Here is an 18,917-nt window from a genome sequence, read left to right as displayed (position 1 = left end):
GGCTGATAGCCTCAATTCAGGCTGTGGATCGCATCTGGCAGATCGAGTGAAAACGCCGGAATGACGACGTCGAACATGGAGCCGTCCGGACGTTCCATCGAGTAGGACCCGGCCATGATGCCGCTGTCGGTCGAAAGCGGGCAGTGCGACGAATACTCATAGGTCTCGCCGGGCTCTATCACCGGCTGTTCGCCGACCACGCCCTCGCCGCTGACTTCTTCCTGGCGCCCTCTGGCATCGGTTATCTGCCAGTAACGCGTCTTCAGCTGCACCGGTTCGCTGCCACCGTTGTGGATCTCGACCATATACGCCCAGATATACTCGCTCTCTTCCGGACGCGATTCATCGTCCAGATAAAACGGCTCGACGGAGACTTCGATCCCTTGGGTGATGGCGGTGTAACTGCCAGACACGGCTTTTCCTTAATTTCAGAACTGCGAACCTTGAAATAGACCGGTCCGAAGCGACTTCCACGGGTGGTGCCCGCTCGTTCAGGAGGGGCTTATAGGGCGAATGACGCAAGCGTGAAAGAGGGTTGTGACATATGAGGCCGGAATTGCTTGAGATTTGAGGCCGGATTTTGCAAGAACACCATCTGTCAGACCCAAAACAGTGATCTCTTCATGTTCGATGCCCACCTGCGCCCGCTGATCGATCCGCCGTTGAACCGGCTGGGCCTGATCCTTGCCGGCACGGGGCTTACTGCCAACAGCGTGACGCTGGCGGGCTTTGCTGCCGGCATGGGGGCAGCCATCGCTATCGCAACGGGTCATACCCTGATCGGCTTGTTCCTGATCGCGGTCAACCGATTTGCAGACGGTCTCGATGGCGCGTTGGCCCGGGCAACGGCCAAGACGGATCTTGGCGGCTACCTCGACATCACACTGGATTTCTTCTTCTACAGCGCAATCCCTCTGGCCTTTGCCATACAGGACCCGGCCAGCAACGCTTTGCCGGCGGTGGCACTTCTTGCCAGCTTCTACGCCAACGGCTCGGCCTTTCTGGCCTTTGCCATCATGGCGGAGAAGAACAAGCTGACCACCGACGCTCAGGGCTCCAAATCGCTCTATTACATAGGCGGGCTGGCCGAAGGCACCGAGACCATCGCGCTATTCCTGCTGATGGCCCTGGTCCCCGCCTGGTTTCCTGCGCTTGCCTACGGTTTTGCCGCGATATGCGTCGTGTCCGCCGGCGCCCGGGTGCTCATCGGCGTGAAGGCGCTGCGGCAGACAGGCCGTTAGATCGCCTGGAGCGCCTTCTCGATATCTTCCAGCAGATCCTGCGGATCCTCCAGACCGATTGAAAGCCGCAGGATACCATCGGTGATACCGAGTTCCGCGCGCGCTTCCTCGCCAATCGACTGGTGCGTGGTCGTCGCCGGATGGGTGATCAGGCTCTTGGCGTCGCCCAGGTTGTTGGAGATCTTGACGATTTCCAGCGCGTTTGTGAAACGGAACGCGGCTTCCTTGCCGCCCTCGATTTCCATCGCCAGCATGGTGGATCCGCCGCTCATCTGGCGTTTGGCGACATCGGCCTGCGGGTGGTCGTCCCGGCCCGGATAGATCAGCCGCGCGACCTTGGACTGGCTTGCCAGATAGTCGGCAATCCTGCCCGCCGTTTCCGTCTGGCGCGCAACGCGCAGCGGCAGCGTTTCCAGGCCCTTCAACAGGACCCAGGCACTGAACGGGCTCATGTGCGGACCGGTATGCTTGATGAAGGGCATGACCTCGTCGTTGATCCATTCCTCGTCCGACAGGATCACACCGCCGAGGCACCGGCCCTGGCCATCGATGTGCTTGGTGGCCGAATAGACGACCACATCGGCACCGAGCTGAAACGGCGACTGATACAGCGGGGTCGCAAACACGTTGTCGACGATCAGACGGGCACCGGCTTCCTTGGCGATCTGTGCCACGGCCTCGATGTCGATGACTTCCAGCGTCGGGTTGGTCGGGCTTTCCAGGAACAGGGCCTTGGTGTTCGGCCGGACAGCCGCCTTCCACTGCTCGATGTCCGTTCCGTCTACCAGCGTGCTTTCAACGCCGAAGCGCGGCAACAGTGTTTCGCAAATATAGCGGCAGGAGCCGAACAGGGCCTTGGCGGCAATCACGTGATCGCCTGCCCTTACCGCTGCCATCAGCGCCAGATTGACGGCCGCCATGCCGCTGGCGGTTGCCCGTGCGGCCTCAGCCCCTTCCAGAGCCTTGATGCGGTCCTCGAACATGGTGACGGTCGGGTTGGCATAGCGCGAATAGACATAACCCGGGTCCTCGCCATTGAACCTGGCCTCGGCAGCTTCGGCACCGCTGTAGGTAAAGCCCTGGGTCAGGTAGATGGTCTCCGAGGTCTCACCAAACGGTGACCGCATGGTGCCGCCATGAACCAGAGTGGTTGCAGGGCGCCAGTTCTTGTTTCCGGTCTTGGTGGTCTCAGTCATGTCTTTCATTCGCTCCAAACGCAAAAAACCCCAGCCTCAAGACCGGGGTTCTCACCTCCGGCCTTTTTAGCAACTTGTTTAACGTGGCTGCAAGCCGGCCGGCCCAAATCACCACGAAGTGAGCCTGTCCTACGGGAAAAGCAGGCACAGGTCAATTGTCTTGCGCACGATCCCTTCAAAAGCCCCGTTCTGCCAGAATGCCTGTTGGCGCGGGCGGCCCGATCCTTTAATGACCATAGACCAGCATAATGCGGAACATCTTCATGAACGTCACAGCGGGTCAGGTCTTGAACGGAAGCGCACTTCTCACAGCAAACGGCATTCTGCCCGAACGGGTAATCCAGGCCATGTTCGCCGCCGGAGAGATTTCAGCGGACGCGCCGCCTGTCACCGGTCAGATACAGCCTGCCAGCCTCGACCTGCGTCTGGGCAAGGAAGCCTACCGGGTGCGTGCCAGCTTCCTGCCAGGCCCCGACATCCAGGTCGCGGCTCGGCTTGAGCAGATGAAACTGCACACGATCGACCTGAGCGAAGGTGCCGTCCTTGAAACAGGCTGCGTCTATATCGTGCCGCTGCAGGAAAGCCTCGCCCTGGCCCCCGACATTTCGGCAACCGCCAACCCGAAAAGCTCGACCGGCCGCCTGGATGTCTTCACCCGCGTCATCACAGACAACGGCCTTGCCTTCGACACCATTCCGGCCGGCTACACCGGTCCGCTTTATGCCGAAATCTCGCCGCTGACCTTTCCGATCCTCGTGCGGTCCGGGTCCCGCCTCAGCCAGATCCGCTTCCGGCGCGGTCAATCGCTCATTCCCGATGCGGAGCTGGAAGAGGTGCACAAGGCCCACACATTGATGAGCGGTGGCAACGAGCGCATCGGCAACGGTGTGCAGCTCTCCATCGATCTGGAAGGGACCGGACCCAACAGCCTGATCGGATATCGCGCCAAGCAACACTCCGGACTGATCGATGTGGATGTCGTCGGCGCGCAGGACGTTCTGGATTTCTGGGAACCTATCTATCGCCGCCAACGGGCGGAACTTATCCTCGATCCGGATGCATTCTATATTCTGGTCAGCCAGGAAGCTGTGCATGTGCCGCCGGACTATGCGGCCGAAATGGTGCCGTTCGATCCGCTCGTCGGCGAATTCCGCGTCCACTATGCAGGCTTCTTCGATCCAGGTTTTGGCCACGCCAGTGCCGGTGGTGTCGGCTCGCGCGCGGTTCTTGAAGTCCGCTCACATGATGTCCCGTTCATCGTGGAACACGGCCAGACCATCGGGCGTCTGGTCTATGAACACATGGCGGAGCGCCCGGCGACACTCTACGGTGAAGGCATCGGCTCCAACTATCAGGGCCAGGCACTCAAGCTGTCCAAGCACTTCAAGGCACCCACCTGACCGCCGATGGCCCTGAAAACCGTCACCCGTGAGTTTGAAGGATTTCTGGAAGACCGGAAGTCCCGCTTTCTGGCGCATCTGGTGCCGGTGGACATGTTCGACCAGCGGATGGAAGAGCTGCGCAAGGAGCACAAGAAGGCCAATCACATCGTCACGGCGCACCGGAGACTTCTGGAAGACGACCGGATTGAGGAGAGCGGCAAGGACGACGGTGAACCGGCTGGCACCTCCGGCATGCCGACATTGCGCGTGCTGCAAGGCGCCGAACTGATCAACTGCGCTGTTCTGATCGTGCGTTATTTCGGCGGTACGAAACTCGGCGGTGGGGGCCTGGCCCGAGCCTATTCCGGCGCAGCGCAGGATGCGATCTACAACGCCGACCTGGTACCGTTTCAAAAGATACTGTCGAAAACAGTTCGCGCAGATTTTGCGTCCGGATCGGAACTGGAACGGCGGATCGAGACCCTCGGCCTCACCGTCATGGCGCGCGACTACACCGAAGACGGAGTGACGCTGACCGTCGAAGGGCCGGAAGAGGTTCTGGCTGAACTTTAGAGAGCGTCGACGTCCCGTCGCTCCTTCCAAGTCACTAGGGCCGGCCCCTCCCCCGGTCGTCATTGCCGGACTTGATCCGGCAATCCATACCGGGATTTTGGTCACAAAGAGACAATTGGGTCAGGAGACGGAGCGTCCTGGTTCCCACGGTTCAGCCAAGGGACGACGCATCAGATCGTGGATAGCTCTTGGTTTATCCGCTGACGCCACTGTTTCAGTCCACCACGCCGCCTTACGTCCGCGTCTTGCCGGCTTCCGCCTTCAGCTCTTTCAGTTCTGCTCGAAGCGCCCTGACCTCTTCCAGGATCAGCCCTGTGTCGTCATGAATGGCCTGACGGTTGGCGTCGGCTTCAGCCTCGTGTTCCTCCTGCATGGCGGAGACGATGATACCGATAAAGAGGTTCAGCACCGTGAAGGCCGTGCACAGGATGAAGGGGACAAAGAACAGCCAGGAATAGGGATAGACATCCATGACCGGACGCACGATGCCCATGGACCAGCTTTCCAGGGTCATGACCTGGAACAGCGTGTAGAGCGATGCGCCGAGGTTGCCGAACCATTCCGGAAAGGCTTCACCATAGAGCTTGGTCGCCATGACGGCGAAGACGTAAAAGACCAGCGCCATCAACACGACGATGGAGCCCATGCCCGGCAGGGCGGCCACCAGCCCGCCGATAACACGGCGCAGGGACGGTACGACGGAAATGAGGCGCAGAGCCCTCAAAATTCGCAGCGACCGCAGAACGGACAGGTTGCCTGTTGCCGGCATCAGCGAGATTGCAACGATACTGAAGTCGAAGAGGCTCCAGGGGTCCTTGAAGAACTTCAGGCCATGGGCATAGAGCCGCAGAGCCAGTTCAACGACGAAAATGCCCAGGATCACCTGATCGACCAGCCTGAGGAAACTGCCTACCTCTGCCATGACAGCAGGACTGGTCTCCAGACCGAGCGTCACCGCATTCAAAACGATAACGCCGATGATGCAGACTTCCCAGTTGCGTGAGGTGACCAGCGCCCTGACCTGATTTCGCATATATGTGACCCGGTTTGATGTCTTTTCGTGCGTACCGCACTGCCCGGGCCGGAACATGGCGATTTCAGCGTCGCAGCGCAAGATCGCAGCGCTCTGGAAAAGCATCTACCCATCAGACAAGCGTGCTTGACAGGTCGGGCAAGTCGGCGCAGAAAGCTCATCAGGTTCGGCGGGTGTAGCTCAATGGTAGAGCAGAAGCTTCCCAAGCTTAAGACGGGGGTTCGATTCCCCTCACCCGCTCCAAACAACCAATCCAATTCCCGAATTTCCCAGTGGCTTTTCTTCAGCGCAGCGTTTCGCCGACCTGCGGGGTTTTCCGGACATCAGCGCGGCTGAGGCCTACATCCTTCAAGAGATAGTCGGGCAGATCCGCCAGGTGGGCCATGTCGCGCCGACGGCGCAGGCACTTCAGCGCAAAATGCAAGACGGCAGCAACGAGACCGGCTCTACGGACGCGTGCCAGGTGCAGGGGGACAAGGTGATCGGTCATCTGTTTTGCTCCTTTCCGACGGGACAGGAGCAAGTTTAGAAAATGCCCCTACGGACAGTGCGCAAAATTCTCAATTTTGAGCGATAAATTCGCAAAAATTTGGATTTTGAGATAATCTACCGCACAACTATGCCGAACAGGACCCTCCCCCATCATGGATCTGGACGATTTCGATCATCAGCTGCTGCATCTGCTCAGTCTCGATGCCCGGCAAACCGGCAAGGAACTTTCCGAGAAGGTTGGCCTGTCTTCTGCCGCCTGCCTGCGCAGGGTGCAACGCCTGAGAGAAGTCGGGGCGATCGAGCGGGAAGTGGCCATCGTGTCACCGGAGGCAACTGGCGCCTCCGTTACCTTGCTCGTGATGCTGATGCTGTCGCGCGGACAACCGGAGCGTATGGCGAAGTTGCGGCAGAAGTTGCTGAAGCTTCGGGAAGTGAAAAAGATCTACCACGTCACGGGTCCGGCCGATCTGGTACTCACCGTGCAGTGTTCTTCCATGGAAGCCTATGCAACTTTCACCGAGGCGCATTTCTATGAAGACGACATCAAGGGCTTCGATACGATCGTCGTCCTGCGCTCCTATGATCCGGAACCGGGAACCTGACCGCACTCCGCGGAATTCAGGCGACGCTGTGCCTGTCAGAGTTCACGCGTTTGTTTTCGGAATGCCTCGTGACATCTTCAACGGAGCGGGCTGACAAGCGCTGCCGGTTCGCGATATTCTGTCTGCGCGATTCCCGGCGCGTATTGCCGACCAAGACTTGATACGGAACGAGACGTCCGCGTGCCAGCTTCACTGCCACTTCTCAAGACTATCTGCCGCGTTGCAGCCGGGCTGCTGACGCTTGGCACTTTGGCGCTCGGGACTTTGGCGCTCGGCGTCCTGTCGGTTTCAGCCCAGGAAGCTTCGGTCCGCGTTCCCAATTTCTGGGATCCGAAAGCCGTCCACGACCGGCCAAATGCCATTCCGGACAAGATCCAGTTTCTGGCAACCGACGGATATCCGCCCTTCGTGTTCCGTGACCAGCATGGCCGTCTTACCGGCTTCAATGTCGATCTTGCGCGGGCTCTCTGCCAGGAGCTCGGAAGTTCCTGCGCCCTGCGCATCAAGGACTTCGAGGTTCTTCTGCCTGCACTGGACGAAGAAGAAGGTGACGCGATTATCTCCGGCCTGTCGCGCAGCCTCCCCTCCACGCGCCGCCTCAACTTCACCGAGGACTATCTGAAGCTGCCGGCGCGGTTTGTGGTTCGGGCGTATAACGCGTCCGATTTCAACGAGCAGACGCTCACCGGCAAGCGGATAGCTGTTGAAGCCGGATCCCGCTACGAGGCGTTTGCCAAGCGTTTCTTTCCCGATGCCGAGATCATCAGCCTGGAAACCGCAGAGGCGACACGCGAGGCAGTCAAGGGCGGTTCGGCCGATGCTCTGTTCGGCGACGGCCTGAACCTGTCGTTCTGGCTGCCAAGCGAAGCTGCAGATGGCTGCTGTGCCTTTGCCGGCGGCCCGTGGCTGGAGCCGGGCTATTTTGATGAAGGCATGGCCATTGCGACCCGCCAGGACGATCCGGAACGGGCTGCGGCCCTCACCTATGCCTTGCGCCAGCTTCACCAGAAGGGCATCTACCGCGAGCTTTACCTGCGCTATTTTCCCATGAGCTTCTTCTGACCTTTCCCACCATTCCCGACAAAGAACCAGGTCAGCTTTTGCCTTTCGCGTCCTCGACACGCGCCGCCTTCCGGCGGTCCGGATTTTTCAGGAACGGGATCGCCAGGCTGAAGGGAAACGAATGCGCACGCGGCGTGAGCGCGGCACCGAGCCCGATTTCCATTGTCTCCTGTCCCTGTTCGGGATCTTCCACGTAGGTTCCGAACAGACGGTCCCAGACTGAAAGATAGAACCCGTAGTTGGAATCCGTCTCGTGCGGCAGCACCGAGTGATGAATGCGGTGCATGTCCGGAGTGACGATCAGAAACCGCAAGGGGCGGTCCAGCCAAAGCGGCAAGCGGACATTGGCGTGGCTGAAAACCGCAGAGCCGTTGAGAACGATCTCGAAGATCAGCACGGCTTCAACAGGACCGCCGAGGGCGATGATGACCAGCCCCTTCCAGAGGAAGGACAGCAGAATTTCGATCGGGTGAAACCTGAGCGCGGTTGTAGCGTCCACCTCACTATCTGCGTGGTGCATGCGGTGAATGCGCCAGAACAGGGGAACCTTGTGCGACACCAGGTGCTGAAACCACACCGCAAGATCGAGCACGACGAAGGTGATCAGACCGGCCACAACACCCGACCAGCCGAGCAATGCAAAGAGACCCCAATCCTTTTCCAGTGCCAGCATTGCAAGGCCGACGCCGCCGATGGGGAAGATCAGCCGCACCAGAAGGGCATCGAGCAGAACAATGCCCCAGTTGGTCGGCCAGCGCTTCAAACGGCTGCTCTTCAGGCGACGCCGTGGCAAACCCGCCTCCAACAGCGCCATTATCAGAAAGATGCCGCCGAAACAGGCTATGCGAACCTGGTTGATGTCGATCTGGTCAAACATGGGGTCTTTTGAAACGTCCTGACTAATGCTGCTTGCCACGGTCCCGATGGCACGATAGGGCGATACGACAATACTCCTGATATCATTCCTTGCCGCTGCGACAGATCACATCATCATGACCGACTTTCTCTGGAACCGCCCCGAAACGCCACCTGTGGCAACACTGCTGCTGGCCCATGGCGCTGGCGCAGCCATGGACTCAACCTTCATGAACAAGCTCGCGGCAGCCCTCGCGAGCCAAGGCATTGCAGCCGCACGTTTTGAATTTGCCTATATGGCCGGTCGCCGGACGGGAGGCCCGAAAAAGCCGCCGCCCCGGGCCGACAAGCTGATTGCCGAGTTCCAGACCGCCCTGCAATCTGTCCTCAGCCAGAGCGACAGCCCTCTGCTGATCGGCGGCAAATCGATGGGTGGTAGGGTCGCCGCGATGCTGGCGGGCGGCGGCTCGCTGCCCGGCCGCGCCAAGGGCGTTGCCTGTTTCGGCTACCCTTTCCACCCGACCGGCAAGGCCGATGCCGAGTGGCGGCTCCAGCCGCTGCAGGACGCCAAACGGCCGGTTCTGGTTCTCCAGGGCGACCGGGATCCGTTCGGCTCGAAGGCGGAACTCGATGAAGTCACCTTGCCAGCTCATGTCAGCCTTACTTATCTGGAAGACGGCAACCACGACTTCGGACCGCGCGGCAAGTCGCCGGCGACACTCGACGGCAACATCAAACTGGCAGCCGAAGCAGTCAGGGCATTCGTGGATCGGCTCACGAGTTAAGGCCCACTACATACCCCGACAAGCGCAGCGCAAGTCCAGGGCTCTGGCGCAAGGCAGCAAGGAAAAAAGCCCGGACCGTTTCCGATCCGGGCTTTTTGAATTTCACGACAGTCCGGCTTACTGGCCGGGCTTGCCGTCGAATTCGTAGCTGGTGCTGCAGAACTCGCAGGTGACGATGATCTTGCCGTCGACAGTCATGTGGTCGACGTCGTCGTCGCTGAACCCGGCGAGAACATTCTCGATCTTCTCGCGAGAGCAGCTGCACTTGTCGACCAGCGGCTGCGGCTCGAAAAGGCGGACGCCGCGTTCGTGAAACAGCCGGAAGAGCAGCATTTCCACGCTGACTTCCGGATCAGTCAATTCGACATCCTTGACCGTCTCGACCAGTACCTTGGCTTCCACCCAGGCATCGTCCTCGTCAATCTCGTGCGGGCTCGTGCCTTCCGGGGCATTGCCCGGATCAATGTCAGCCTGGCGCATGCGTTCCGGCGCTTCGGGCAGGAACTGGATCAGGATCCCGCCGGCTGTCCAGGTTTTCACGTGACCCTCGCCTTCCTGGCGGGTGAACAGTTCACCGACACCAAGACGAACTTCTGTCGGGATCTGCTCGGATCGCTCGAAGTACCGGCGTGCGACTTCTTCCAGCGACACACCATCCAGCTCCACCAGTCCCTGGTAGCGCTGCATGTGCATTCCCTGGTCGATGGTCATCGCCAGATGTCCGTGCCCGAGAAGGGCCTCCTGCGTTGCCTTGCCATCAGCCATCAGCGCTGCGACTTCTGCAGCATCGAAGGTTGCGCAGGCGCGGATTGCGTCGGGTGACTTGAAGTCGACGACCAGCATGGACACCGGCCCCTTCGTCTGCGTCTGCAGCGTGAAGCGACCGTCGAATTTCAGCGACGTGCCCAAGAGGCTGGTCAGAACGATCGCTTCCGCCAGCAGGCGCGAGACCGGTTCCGGATAGGCATGCCGGTCAAGAATTTTTTCCAGGACAGGACCAAGCGCGACCGCACGGCCGCGCACGTCGAGCCCTTCCACGGCAAAGGGCCGGACAGCGTCCAGCCCTGCAGGCGTAATGCCCAGTTCATCAAGATTAAGTGCCACTTGGCTTGCCTTATGCTGCGCCGAAGCACCAGGCCAGAATGCCCTTTTGGGCATGGAGCCGGTTTTCGGCTTCGTCAAACACAACGGAGTTGGGACCGTCCATGACGTCCGAGGTGACTTCCTCACCCCGGTGGGCCGGCAGGCAATGCATGAACAGGGCGTCCTGGTTTGCCTCAGCCATCAGGCGTTTGTTGACCTGATAGGCGCTGAGGAGGTTGTGACGCGATTCCGCATCGTCATCACCCATGGACACCCAGCAGTCGGTCACGACACAGTCGGTCCCCTTGACTGCCTCATATGGGTCCGTCGTGACCTGAATGGAACCACCCTTGGCACGAGCAGTTTCAATCAGGTCCATCGGCGGCGCCAGTTCGCCCGGCGTCGCGATGCGCAATTCGAAATCGAAGCGCGGCGCGGCATGAATCCAGGAAGCCAGCACGTTGTTGCTGTCACCGGTCCAGGCAACGCTCTTGCCCTTGATCGAACCGCGATGCTCTTCAAAGGTCAACAGATCCGCCATGATCTGACAGGGATGCGAGAGCTTGGTCAGACCGTTGATCACCGGCACTGTCGCATTGTCGGCAAGTTCACGCAGATCGTTGTGATCGAGGATGCGGATCATGATCGCGTCGACGAAGCGCGACAGAACCTGCGCCGTATCGGCGATTGTCTCTCCGCGGCCGAGCTGCATTTCCGCACCGGTCAGCATCAAGGTCTCGCCGCCAAGCTCGCGCATGCCGACATCGAAGGAAATGCGCGTACGGGTCGACGGTTGTTCGAAGATCATGGCCAGCACCTTGCCGGCCAGAGGACCCTGGCCGCGATGCACGCCGTTACGGCTCGACTTGATCTTCCGGCTGGTGTCCAGGATGGCGCGCAGTTCGTCGCCTTCGAAGTCCGTCAGATCCAGAAAGTTCCGGTAGGTTCCGTTTGCGGTCATCAGGCCGCTCCTTCCGCCAATTTCGCTTCCATGGCGACAGCAGCCTGTTCCAGGCGCTCGACAGCAATGGAAATTTCCTCTTCGCTCATGGTCAGCGGCGGCATGATGCGCACCACGTTATCGCCGGCAGGAACTGCCAGAAGACCGGCTTCACGGGCTGCAAGCACATAATCTGCCACCGGCACCACGCATTTCAGACCGAGCATCAGGCCGTTGCCGCGCACTTCCGCCAGAACGTCCGGATGACTATCCACCAGTCCGGCCAGCTTCTGCTTGAAGCTGAGCCCCTTCTGACGGACACCTTCCAGGAACCCGTCTTCCAGAACGACGTCCAGAACGGCATTGCCGACTGCCATGGCCAGCGGATTGCCGCCAAAGGTGGTGCCATGGGTCCCGGGGGACAGCGCCGCTGCCGTTTCTGCCGTTGCAAGACATGCGCCCATCGGGAACCCGCCGCCGATACCCTTGGCGATTGCCATCAGGTCCGGCTCCACGCCCGTCCACTGGTGAGCGAACAGCTTGCCGGTCCGTCCGACACCGGTCTGGATCTCGTCGAAGATCAGCAGAATGCCGTTGTCATCACAGATCTTGCGCAGCGCACGCAGGAAATCGGCCGGAATTTCGCGGATACCGCCCTCGCCCTGCACGGGCTCGATCGCGATCGCGGCCGTTTGCGGACCGATGGCATCTTTCAGCGCATCCAGGTCTCCTGCCGGCACCTGGTCGAAACCGGGAGCCTTCGGGCCAAAGCCTTCAAGATATTTCGCCTGGCCGCCAGCCGCGATGGTCGCGATGGTCCGGCCATGGAAGGCGCCTTCGAAGGTCACGATGTGGAACCGCTCGGGGTTGCCGTTGTCATAATGATAACGGCGCGCGCATTTGATGGCAGCTTCCATCGCTTCCGCGCCGGAATTCACGAACAACACCTTGTCGGCAAAGGTTTCCGCGCACAGGCGCTGCGCCAGCCGTTCGCCATCCGGGATCTGGTGCAGGTTGGAGGTATGCCACAGCTTGGCTGCCTGATCCTGCAACGCCTTGACCAGATGCGGATGGGCATGACCGAGTGCGTTGACCGCGATGCCGGAACCGCAATCGAGGAATCGTCGGCCATCGGTGGTAACCAGCCAGACGCCTTCCCCATGATCGAAAGAAAGGTTCGATCTTGCGTAATTTCCGAATAGTGCAGTCGCGGACATAACCTCGTTTGTCTCCTTTAAACGCCCCTGCTGTCCCCTGCGTCGCCCCGACGCCGGGCCGTCACCTTAAAAAGATGCCGAAGGGCCAAAACGCAACGTGCCGCCCCGATGAGGCGGCACGCAGCGGCTTTCTTATACACTGCCGGTACCATGCACTGTCAATGGAAATGGCGCACAAGACATTTCATGTGCCGCGGAGGGCGGATTTCATAAAATTCTCAATGACCTCGCCATAATTGGGGAAAAGTCGTTTCATCCCCAACTGGTTTGGGTCGAGTGGTTGCCTGACAAATTAACGTTATTGTAACCTCTCAGCAATCAGACACGAGATCTCGTGAGGCAAATCACCAAGAGGCACTAGATCTGCCAGCATTAAGCGTGCTTGCGCATGCTTAACACGGGGTTAATGGCCGCAGGACGGTCAAACTAAAGGGTGCGGCAATGAGTTGGACAAACGAACGAGTTGAGCTTCTCAAAAAGCTTTGGGGCGACGGCTTGAGCGCAAGCCAGATCGCAGGCGAACTGGGTGGTGTTACCCGTAACGCCGTGATCGGCAAGGTGCACCGCCTTGGCCTGTCCGGCCGCGCCAAGTCCACCTCTTCAAGCGCCAAGCCGCGCCGGCCGCGCACCGCAGCTCCTGCAACGGGTGCAGCGCCGAAGAAACCGACGACTTCACATCCGCAGTCGATCGGCGCGACGGCCCTGAAAGCAGACATCTCGCCTGCACCAGTGGTGGCCGCCAAGCCGCGCGTAGAGCCGATTGCAGAGCTCGTTCCGATCTCGCAGCGGGCTACCATCCTGACGCTGACCGAGCGGACCTGCAAATGGCCGATTGGCGACCCGGCGACCGACGACTTCTACTTCTGCGGCCGCCAGTCCGATGCCGGCGTCCCCTACTGCGCTCATCACTGCAAGATCGCGTATCAGCCGGTCGCCGACCGCCGCCGCGATCGCAAGACGATGGCTCAGGCAGGCTGATAGCCTCGCACCTAACCAATTCATGAGAAAGCCCGCCGATTTGGCGGGCTTTTTTTTGTTTGGGCCTTCCATTGACCAGATGCCCGACCCCGAACAGTGACCTCCCACGGCTTGTTCTCGGCACCGCTCCATGCCGTTTCCGTTCCATCAAAACATACCTTGTTTGACCGCTCCGCCACGACAGGGACCGAAGGATCAGCCCCGACACCGACACAACTGATGGGGTGGTCGCAGAAGAGAACCTTGCTCCGCGAAAGGCACATAACCGTTGAGAAACAAAAAGCCCGCTTGAAAGCGGGCTCCTTAATTCCATTCTGCAAGTTGCCCTCAGGCAGTGGCAGAGGTGAACTGGTCATTGAAGGCGTATCCGGCACCACGGACGGTACGGATAGGATCCTTTGCCTTGCCCTTGTTCAGAGCCTTGCGCAAGCGACCGACGTGAACATCGACAGTGCGTTCGTCCACGTAGACATCGTGACCCCAGACCCCATCCAGCAGTTGTTCGCGGGAGAAGACACGGCCAGGCGATGTCATCAGGAATTCCAGCAGGCGGAATTCCGTCGGCCCCAGGTGTATTTCCTTGGTGTTGCGGCGAACGCGGTGCGTTTCGCGATCCAGTTCGATATCGCCGGACCGCAACATGCTGGACACCACTTCCGGGCTTGCCCGGCGCAGGATGGCGCGCACGCGGGCCATCAATTCCGGTACCGAGAAGGGCTTGACCACGTAGTCGTCGGCACCGGTCGACAGGCCGCGGATGCGCTCTGCTTCCTCACCGCGTGCCGTCAGCATGATGACCGGCAGGCGTTCGGTATCCTCGCGCGCCCGCAGGCGGCGGCACAGTTCAATTCCGGACAGGCCCGGCAGCATCCAGTCGAGCAGCAACAGATCCGGCAGGCTTTCCCGCAGGCGGATTTCCGCCTCGTCACCCCGGACACAGGACTCGACCGAGTACCCTTCCGCTTCCAAATTGTATCTCAATAGAAGGCTGAGCGGTTCTTCGTCTTCAACGATGAGCACCTTCGGCATACATCTCGCTCCAATTACCGCAACCGGCGCCGAAGCGCCGGCCGTTAAGATCTTCTGCAAATCCGACGATTATCGGCGGGTCAGACCGCGCCTGTTTCGTCGACCTTTGCCCGGTCTTCCGGCAAACGCTCGCCCGTGACCATGTAGTAGACGTTCTCGGCGATGTTCGTCGCGTGATCGCCGATGCGCTCGATGTTCTTTGCGCAGAACAAGAGATGGACGCACTGGGTAATGACCCGCGGGTCTTCCATCATGTAGGTCAGGAGTTCGCGAAAGATCGACGTGTAGATCGCGTCGACTTCGGCGTCGGCTTCCTGAACCCGGCGGGCGGCTTCCGCATCCTTGCGGGCGTAGGCATCCAGCACCTGCTTGAGCTGCGAAAGAGCGAGTTCCGTCATGTGCTCCACACCGATCGCGAGCTTCTTGGACTGCAAGTCGCTGTCGATGGCGATGACGCGCTTGGCAACGTTCTTGGCAAGATCGCCAACACGCTCCAGGTCATTGGCAATGCGCGTTGCGGCGGTGATTTCACGCAGGTCCTGCCCCATCGGCTGGCGGCGGACGATCAGCTCGATCAGCTTCACTTCAAGTTCGTTGTAAAGGCTGTCCAGACGGACATCGCCCTTGATCGTCGCCTTGGCAAGCTCCAGATCCTGCGACACCAGAGCGGACACCGCATCGGCGAAAGCCTTTTCGGCAATACCACCCATTTCGGCAACCTTGCCGGCCATGGCCGTCAGTTCGTCATCGTAAGCCGAGACTGTATGTTCAGACATCCTGTGTCCCCTTCAGAAACCTAAAAAATGCTTAGCCGAAGCGGCCCGTAATATAGTCCTGCGTACGCTTGTCCTTCGGATTGGTAAAGATGTCCTCCGTCAGACCTTCCTCCACCAAAACACCCAGGTGAAAGAACGCGGTACGCTGAGACACACGGGCAGCCTGCTGCATCGAGTGGGTCACGATCACGATGGTGAAGTTTTCCCGCAGTTCGTCGATCAGCTCTTCCACCTTCGCGGTAGCGATGGGGTCGAGCGCCGAGCACGGTTCGTCCATCAGGATCACTTCCGGGCTGACGGCAATCGCACGGGCAATGCACAGACGCTGTTGCTGACCGCCCGACATGCCGGTGCCCGGCTCGTCCAGACGGTTCTTGACTTCTTCCCAAAGCCCGGCCTTCTGCAGGCTGGAGGCAACGATTTCATCAAGCTCGGACTTGTTGCGGGCCAGACCATGGATCCGCGGACCGTACGCAATGTTGTCGTAGATCGATTTGGGAAACGGGTTCGGCTTCTGGAAAACCATGCCGACCTTGGCGCGCAGCTGTACGGGATCGACCTTGGGATCGTAGATGTCCTCACCGTCGATCTTGATCGACCCTTCCACACGGCAGATGTCGATGGTGTCGTTCATGCGGTTGATCGTCCGCAGGAACGTCGACTTGCCACATCCGGAGGGACCGATGAAGGCAGTCACGGACCGCGGCTGGATCTCGATGTCCACGTCCTTGATGGCGTGGGTATCGCCATAATAGACCTGCACCTTGTTCGCGGAAATTTTGCTGTCGGTCATGGTTTTCGCCTGTTCAAAATTCGGCATCTCGTTCATCGGAGCAATCCTTACCAGCGGCGTTCAAACCTGCGGCGCAGGATGATAGCGATAATGTTCATGGTCATGAGGAAGACCAGCAGCACGATGATCCCGCCCCAAGCGCGTTCATAGAAAGCCGGGTCGGCGCGTTTCGCCCACTCGTAGATCTGGGCCGGCATGGCCGAGTTCGGAGAGAAGAAACCGGCAGCCACACCGTCCGGGAAATTGGAGGCGATGAAACCGACCATCCCGATCAGCAGCAGCGGAGCGGTTTCCCCAAGCGCCTGTGCCAGACCGATGATCGTGCCGGTCAGAATTCCAGGCATTGCCAGCGGCAGGACATGGTGGAAGATCGACTGCATCTTGGAGGCGCCAATACCAAGGGCCGCATCGCGGATGCTCGGCGGAACGGCCTTCAAGGAGGCGCGGGTGGAGATGATGATCGTGGGCAGTGTCATCAGCGTCAGCACCAGACCACCGACCAGTGGTGCGGATTGCGGCAGATGCATGAACTGGATGAACACCGCCAGACCGAGAATACCGAACACGATCGACGGAACGGCGGCCAGGTTGGAGATATTCACCTCGATCAGATCGGTGAACTTGTTCTGCGGAGCGAACTCTTCCAGGTAGATGGAAGCGGCCACGCCGATCGGCAGCGACAGGAACAGCACCACCAGCATCATGAACAGCGACCCGATCATGGACGCCCCGATGCCGGCCTGCTCCGGACGGCTGTCGGAAGCATCGGTTCCGGTGATGAAGGCCCAGTTGAAGCGTTTCTCCAGAATGCCGGCGGACTGCATCTGGTCAGCCAGATCCAGGTGTGCGGCATCCAGGTTCTTGTCTTCGGCAAGATCCTCGCGCTTGACGCGGCCCTTCAGGTAGCCGTCGACACGGGATGAGGCGATCAGCTCGAAGGTTACCGTCGTGCCGATCTTGTCCGGGTTGGCAAGTGCATAGTCACGAACCGTTGCGGCAGCCCCTGAGGAGAACAGCTTCTGCAGGTCCTTTGCCGACATGTCGGTGGTGATGTTGAGACCGGCAAGTTCCTTGGCAAAGGCGTCGTCAATGATGGCCCGATACTTGGAGGTCTTGACCACCGACTTTTCCGCTTCGGCAATCTGCTCCTGATTGAGCGGGACATCCACCTTCAGGAACGTCTGGCTGAAGGCGCCAAGGCCGTTGGACAGGATTGCCCACAACAGCGCGACGAGGAAGAACAGGCCGATGCCGATGGCAATGATGCCGTAGAGCTTGAAGCGCGCTTCAGCGGCGTTGCGCTTTCTGGTCAGCGGATCGAGTTCGAGGATCGACGTGGTCTTGTGCGGGGTCGGAGCACTGGTCTTGCCCGACGGTGGCGTAAGGGTCGTGTCGGTCATTAGTCGTACTGCTCCCGATATTTGCGCACGATGTAGAGCGCGACGATGTTGAGCCCCAGGGTCACGACGAACAGGGTCATGCCGAGTGCGAAGGCGACAAGGGCTTCCGGGGAGGCAAAGTCGGCGTCACCAGTGAGCTGGCTGACGATCTTCGCGGTCACGGTGGTCATCGCTTCGAGCGGGTTCATGCTGAGGCGGGCAGCTGCGCCGGCCCCCAGCACAACGATCATGGTTTCACCGATGGCGCGAGAGGCCGCCAGCAGGATGGCCCCGACGATCCCCGGCAGGGCCGCCGGCAGAATGACCTGCTTCACGGTTTCCGAATGGGTGGCACCAAGTCCGAGCGATCCGTCACGCATGGCCTGCGGCACAGCGTTGATGATGTCGTCGGAAAGCGAGCTGACGAAAGGGATCAGCATGATGCCCATGACAGCGCCCGCGGTGAACACCGAGGAAGCACCGGACATCCAGCTTACGCCAAGCGCACCGCCGGAGCCGAAGACGTTCATCAGAAGCGGGCCGACTGTCAGCAGCGCGAAGAGACCGTAAACGATGGTTGGAATACCGGCCAGGATCTCGAGCAGCGGCTTGGCGACGGCGCGTACGTGCGGCGTTGCATACTCAGACAGGTAGATGGCAGCGAACAGACCGATCGGTACGGCAACGGCAAGTGCGATCAGGGAGATATACATGGTCGCCCAGATCAGCGGCACGATCCCCAGCTCCGATCCACCGCCGAAGCTCGGCGCCCAGGTCAGGCCGAAGAAGAAATCAGCAGCCGGATAGAGCCGGAAGAACTCGACCGTGTTGAAGATCAGCGACAGCACGATGCCGACAGTCGTCAGGATGGCGATCGAGGCTGCTGCAATCAGGATATAGCGGACGGCCGTTTCCACGACGTTGCGGGCACGGAAATCCTTGTTGGTGCGCAAAACACCGACAGCGAAACCGATCAGGCCGACCGCCAGAACGCCGATTGTCCGCAACAGCAGGCCTGTACCCGAGATGCTGCGGTATGTCTGCGCGGCCCGCAATGTTTCGGCGGTCACTTCGGAACCGAGCGCGACACCTATCTCGCCGAGACGGCTGCGCACGTCGGTCAGATCGGTACGGATGGAAGACGCCATGTCGGCAGACATGGCGCCTTGAGAAACGGCAAGGTCGAGACCCTCGGCAACACGTACGACGTCGCTCATGACGAGGTCGAGCGAACTTGCGGCAATGGTCTCTTCGGAAATCTTGGAGGAAACCTGACTGTCAAGAATGATGGGCTGGAAGATCAGCCACGCAATGAGCAGCAGGAGGGCAGGAACCAGTATCGAAACAACGACGTTCCAGCCGTAATAACCAGGCAGGGAATGGAGCTCACGCACATCCCCTCCGGCAGAACTTAAGGCTTTTCCGCGGCCGACTATGTATCCGGCGACAGCCAGAACCAGCAGCGCAATAAGAATATATGGAAGTGACATAGGGCGACCCA

At 60.0% G+C, this 18,917-nt stretch carries 20 protein-coding genes, 1 tRNA gene and 1 riboswitch; of the genes, 8 read left to right on the top strand and 13 right to left on the bottom strand.

Annotation, left to right across the window (positions count from 1 at the left end; all coding sequences use genetic code 11):
* Positions 1-11: 11 nt before the first annotated feature.
* Complete coding sequence (apaG, locus tag ACVDG9_RS05435) at positions 12-413, bottom strand: Co2+/Mg2+ efflux facilitator ApaG/CorD (protein ID WP_023001798.1); 402 nt, start codon at positions 411-413, stop codon at positions 12-14.
* A 210-nt stretch (positions 414-623) separates the two neighbouring features.
* Here apaG and ACVDG9_RS05430 point away from each other — a divergent pair, with 210 nt between their 5' ends.
* The gene (locus tag ACVDG9_RS05430; RefSeq protein ID WP_031269656.1) at positions 624-1,241 is read left to right on the top strand and encodes a CDP-alcohol phosphatidyltransferase family protein; all 618 of its coding nucleotides are present in this window, start codon (positions 624-626) and stop codon (positions 1,239-1,241) included.
* Here the strand turns inward: ACVDG9_RS05430 and ACVDG9_RS05425 are convergent.
* Positions 1,238-2,446, bottom strand: coding sequence for an O-succinylhomoserine sulfhydrylase (locus tag ACVDG9_RS05425; protein ID WP_189640072.1), 1,209 nt, complete (start codon positions 2,444-2,446; stop codon positions 1,238-1,240). The genes ACVDG9_RS05430 and ACVDG9_RS05425 overlap by 4 nt on opposite strands.
* A 36-nt stretch (positions 2,447-2,482) precedes the next feature.
* Positions 2,483-2,562: riboswitch (SAM riboswitch) on the bottom strand.
* Positions 2,563-2,700: 138 nt separating this feature from the next.
* On the opposite strand from ACVDG9_RS05425, the gene ACVDG9_RS05420 reads away from it, so the two are divergent.
* Positions 2,701-3,837 carry a 2'-deoxycytidine 5'-triphosphate deaminase gene (locus tag ACVDG9_RS05420; RefSeq protein ID WP_447237437.1) on the top strand — a complete coding sequence of 379 codons (1,137 nt, stop codon included), beginning with the start codon at positions 2,701-2,703 and terminating at the stop codon, positions 3,835-3,837.
* A 6-nt stretch (positions 3,838-3,843) separates the two neighbouring features.
* The gene (locus ACVDG9_RS05415) at positions 3,844-4,392 is read left to right on the top strand and encodes an IMPACT family protein (RefSeq protein ID WP_447237436.1); all 549 of its coding nucleotides are present in this window, start codon (positions 3,844-3,846) and stop codon (positions 4,390-4,392) included.
* A 232-nt stretch (positions 4,393-4,624) separates the two neighbouring features.
* Here the strand turns inward: ACVDG9_RS05415 and ACVDG9_RS05410 are convergent, their stop codons facing one another.
* Positions 4,625-5,425 (bottom strand): ion transporter, encoded by an 801-nt coding sequence (locus ACVDG9_RS05410; protein WP_031269660.1) that lies wholly within the window; start codon positions 5,423-5,425, stop codon positions 4,625-4,627.
* Between the two features lie 169 nt (positions 5,426-5,594).
* On the opposite strand from ACVDG9_RS05410, the gene ACVDG9_RS05405 reads away from it, so the two are divergent.
* Positions 5,595-5,668, top strand: a tRNA-Gly gene (locus ACVDG9_RS05405).
* Between the two features lie 40 nt (positions 5,669-5,708).
* Here ACVDG9_RS05405 and ACVDG9_RS05400 read toward each other — a convergent pair.
* On the bottom strand, positions 5,709-5,915 hold the full coding sequence (locus ACVDG9_RS05400; protein WP_055658103.1) for a DUF1127 domain-containing protein: 207 nt from the start codon (positions 5,913-5,915) through the stop codon (positions 5,709-5,711).
* 154 nt (positions 5,916-6,069) lie between these two features.
* Here ACVDG9_RS05400 and ACVDG9_RS05395 point away from each other — a divergent pair, with 154 nt between their 5' ends.
* Entirely contained in the window at positions 6,070-6,519 is a 450-nt protein-coding gene (locus tag ACVDG9_RS05395; protein ID WP_447237435.1) for an Lrp/AsnC family transcriptional regulator, read from the top strand.
* Positions 6,520-6,699: 180 nt separating this feature from the next.
* Positions 6,700-7,581 (top strand): transporter substrate-binding domain-containing protein, encoded by an 882-nt coding sequence (locus tag ACVDG9_RS05390; protein WP_447237434.1) that lies wholly within the window; start codon positions 6,700-6,702, stop codon positions 7,579-7,581.
* Between the two features lie 31 nt (positions 7,582-7,612).
* Here the strand turns inward: ACVDG9_RS05390 and ACVDG9_RS05385 are convergent, their stop codons facing one another.
* Entirely contained in the window at positions 7,613-8,458 is an 846-nt protein-coding gene (locus ACVDG9_RS05385) for a sterol desaturase family protein (RefSeq protein ID WP_447237433.1), read from the bottom strand.
* 115 nt (positions 8,459-8,573) lie between these two features.
* Here ACVDG9_RS05385 and ACVDG9_RS05380 point away from each other — a divergent pair, with 115 nt between their 5' ends.
* A complete protein-coding gene (locus ACVDG9_RS05380) occupies positions 8,574-9,221 on the top strand; it encodes an alpha/beta family hydrolase (protein WP_209168500.1) in 648 nt (215 codons plus the stop codon).
* 117 nt (positions 9,222-9,338) lie between these two features.
* Here the strand turns inward: ACVDG9_RS05380 and ACVDG9_RS05375 are convergent, their stop codons facing one another.
* From ACVDG9_RS05375 to ACVDG9_RS05365, 3 genes are read right to left on the bottom strand one after another with little or no spacing between them, the layout of a single operon-like run.
* On the bottom strand, positions 9,339-10,325 hold the full coding sequence (locus tag ACVDG9_RS05375) for an Hsp33 family molecular chaperone (protein ID WP_023001809.1): 987 nt from the start codon (positions 10,323-10,325) through the stop codon (positions 9,339-9,341).
* A gap of 10 nt (positions 10,326-10,335) precedes the next feature.
* Complete coding sequence (gene argF / locus ACVDG9_RS05370; RefSeq protein ID WP_152507425.1) at positions 10,336-11,265, bottom strand: ornithine carbamoyltransferase; 930 nt, start codon at positions 11,263-11,265, stop codon at positions 10,336-10,338.
* Entirely contained in the window at positions 11,265-12,461 is a 1,197-nt protein-coding gene (locus ACVDG9_RS05365) for an aspartate aminotransferase family protein (protein ID WP_228869517.1), read from the bottom strand. Before ACVDG9_RS05365 ends, argF begins: the two co-directional genes overlap by 1 nt.
* Positions 12,462-12,902: 441 nt before the next feature.
* On the opposite strand from ACVDG9_RS05365, the gene ACVDG9_RS05360 reads away from it, so the two are divergent.
* Positions 12,903-13,439, top strand: a complete 537-nt coding sequence (locus ACVDG9_RS05360; protein WP_023001812.1) for a GcrA family cell cycle regulator — start codon at positions 12,903-12,905, stop codon at positions 13,437-13,439.
* Positions 13,440-13,766: 327 nt separating this feature from the next.
* Here ACVDG9_RS05360 and phoB read toward each other — a convergent pair whose 3' ends face one another.
* The 5 genes from phoB to pstC form a co-directional block, all read right to left on the bottom strand.
* On the bottom strand, positions 13,767-14,468 hold the full coding sequence (gene phoB, locus ACVDG9_RS05355; protein WP_023001813.1) for a phosphate regulon transcriptional regulator PhoB: 702 nt from the start codon (positions 14,466-14,468) through the stop codon (positions 13,767-13,769).
* An 80-nt stretch (positions 14,469-14,548) separates the two neighbouring features.
* Positions 14,549-15,244, bottom strand: a complete 696-nt coding sequence (gene phoU / locus ACVDG9_RS05350) for a phosphate signaling complex protein PhoU (protein WP_023001814.1) — start codon at positions 15,242-15,244, stop codon at positions 14,549-14,551.
* A gap of 31 nt (positions 15,245-15,275) precedes the next feature.
* Complete coding sequence (gene pstB, locus ACVDG9_RS05345; RefSeq protein ID WP_228148061.1) at positions 15,276-16,037, bottom strand: phosphate ABC transporter ATP-binding protein PstB; 762 nt, start codon at positions 16,035-16,037, stop codon at positions 15,276-15,278.
* A gap of 47 nt (positions 16,038-16,084) precedes the next feature.
* Entirely contained in the window at positions 16,085-17,437 is a 1,353-nt protein-coding gene (pstA, locus tag ACVDG9_RS05340) for a phosphate ABC transporter permease PstA (RefSeq protein WP_023001816.1), read from the bottom strand.
* On the bottom strand, positions 17,437-18,906 hold the full coding sequence (gene pstC / locus ACVDG9_RS05335) for a phosphate ABC transporter permease subunit PstC (RefSeq protein WP_447237432.1): 1,470 nt from the start codon (positions 18,904-18,906) through the stop codon (positions 17,437-17,439). The genes pstA and pstC overlap by 1 nt, the downstream gene beginning before the upstream one ends.
* Between the last annotated feature and the right edge of the window lie 11 nt (positions 18,907-18,917).

The sequence above is a fragment of the Roseibium sp. RP-7 genome, assembly GCF_053005225.1.
Note: the sequence above shows the minus strand (reverse complement) of the source record. Positions and strands in the feature narration are given on the sequence as shown.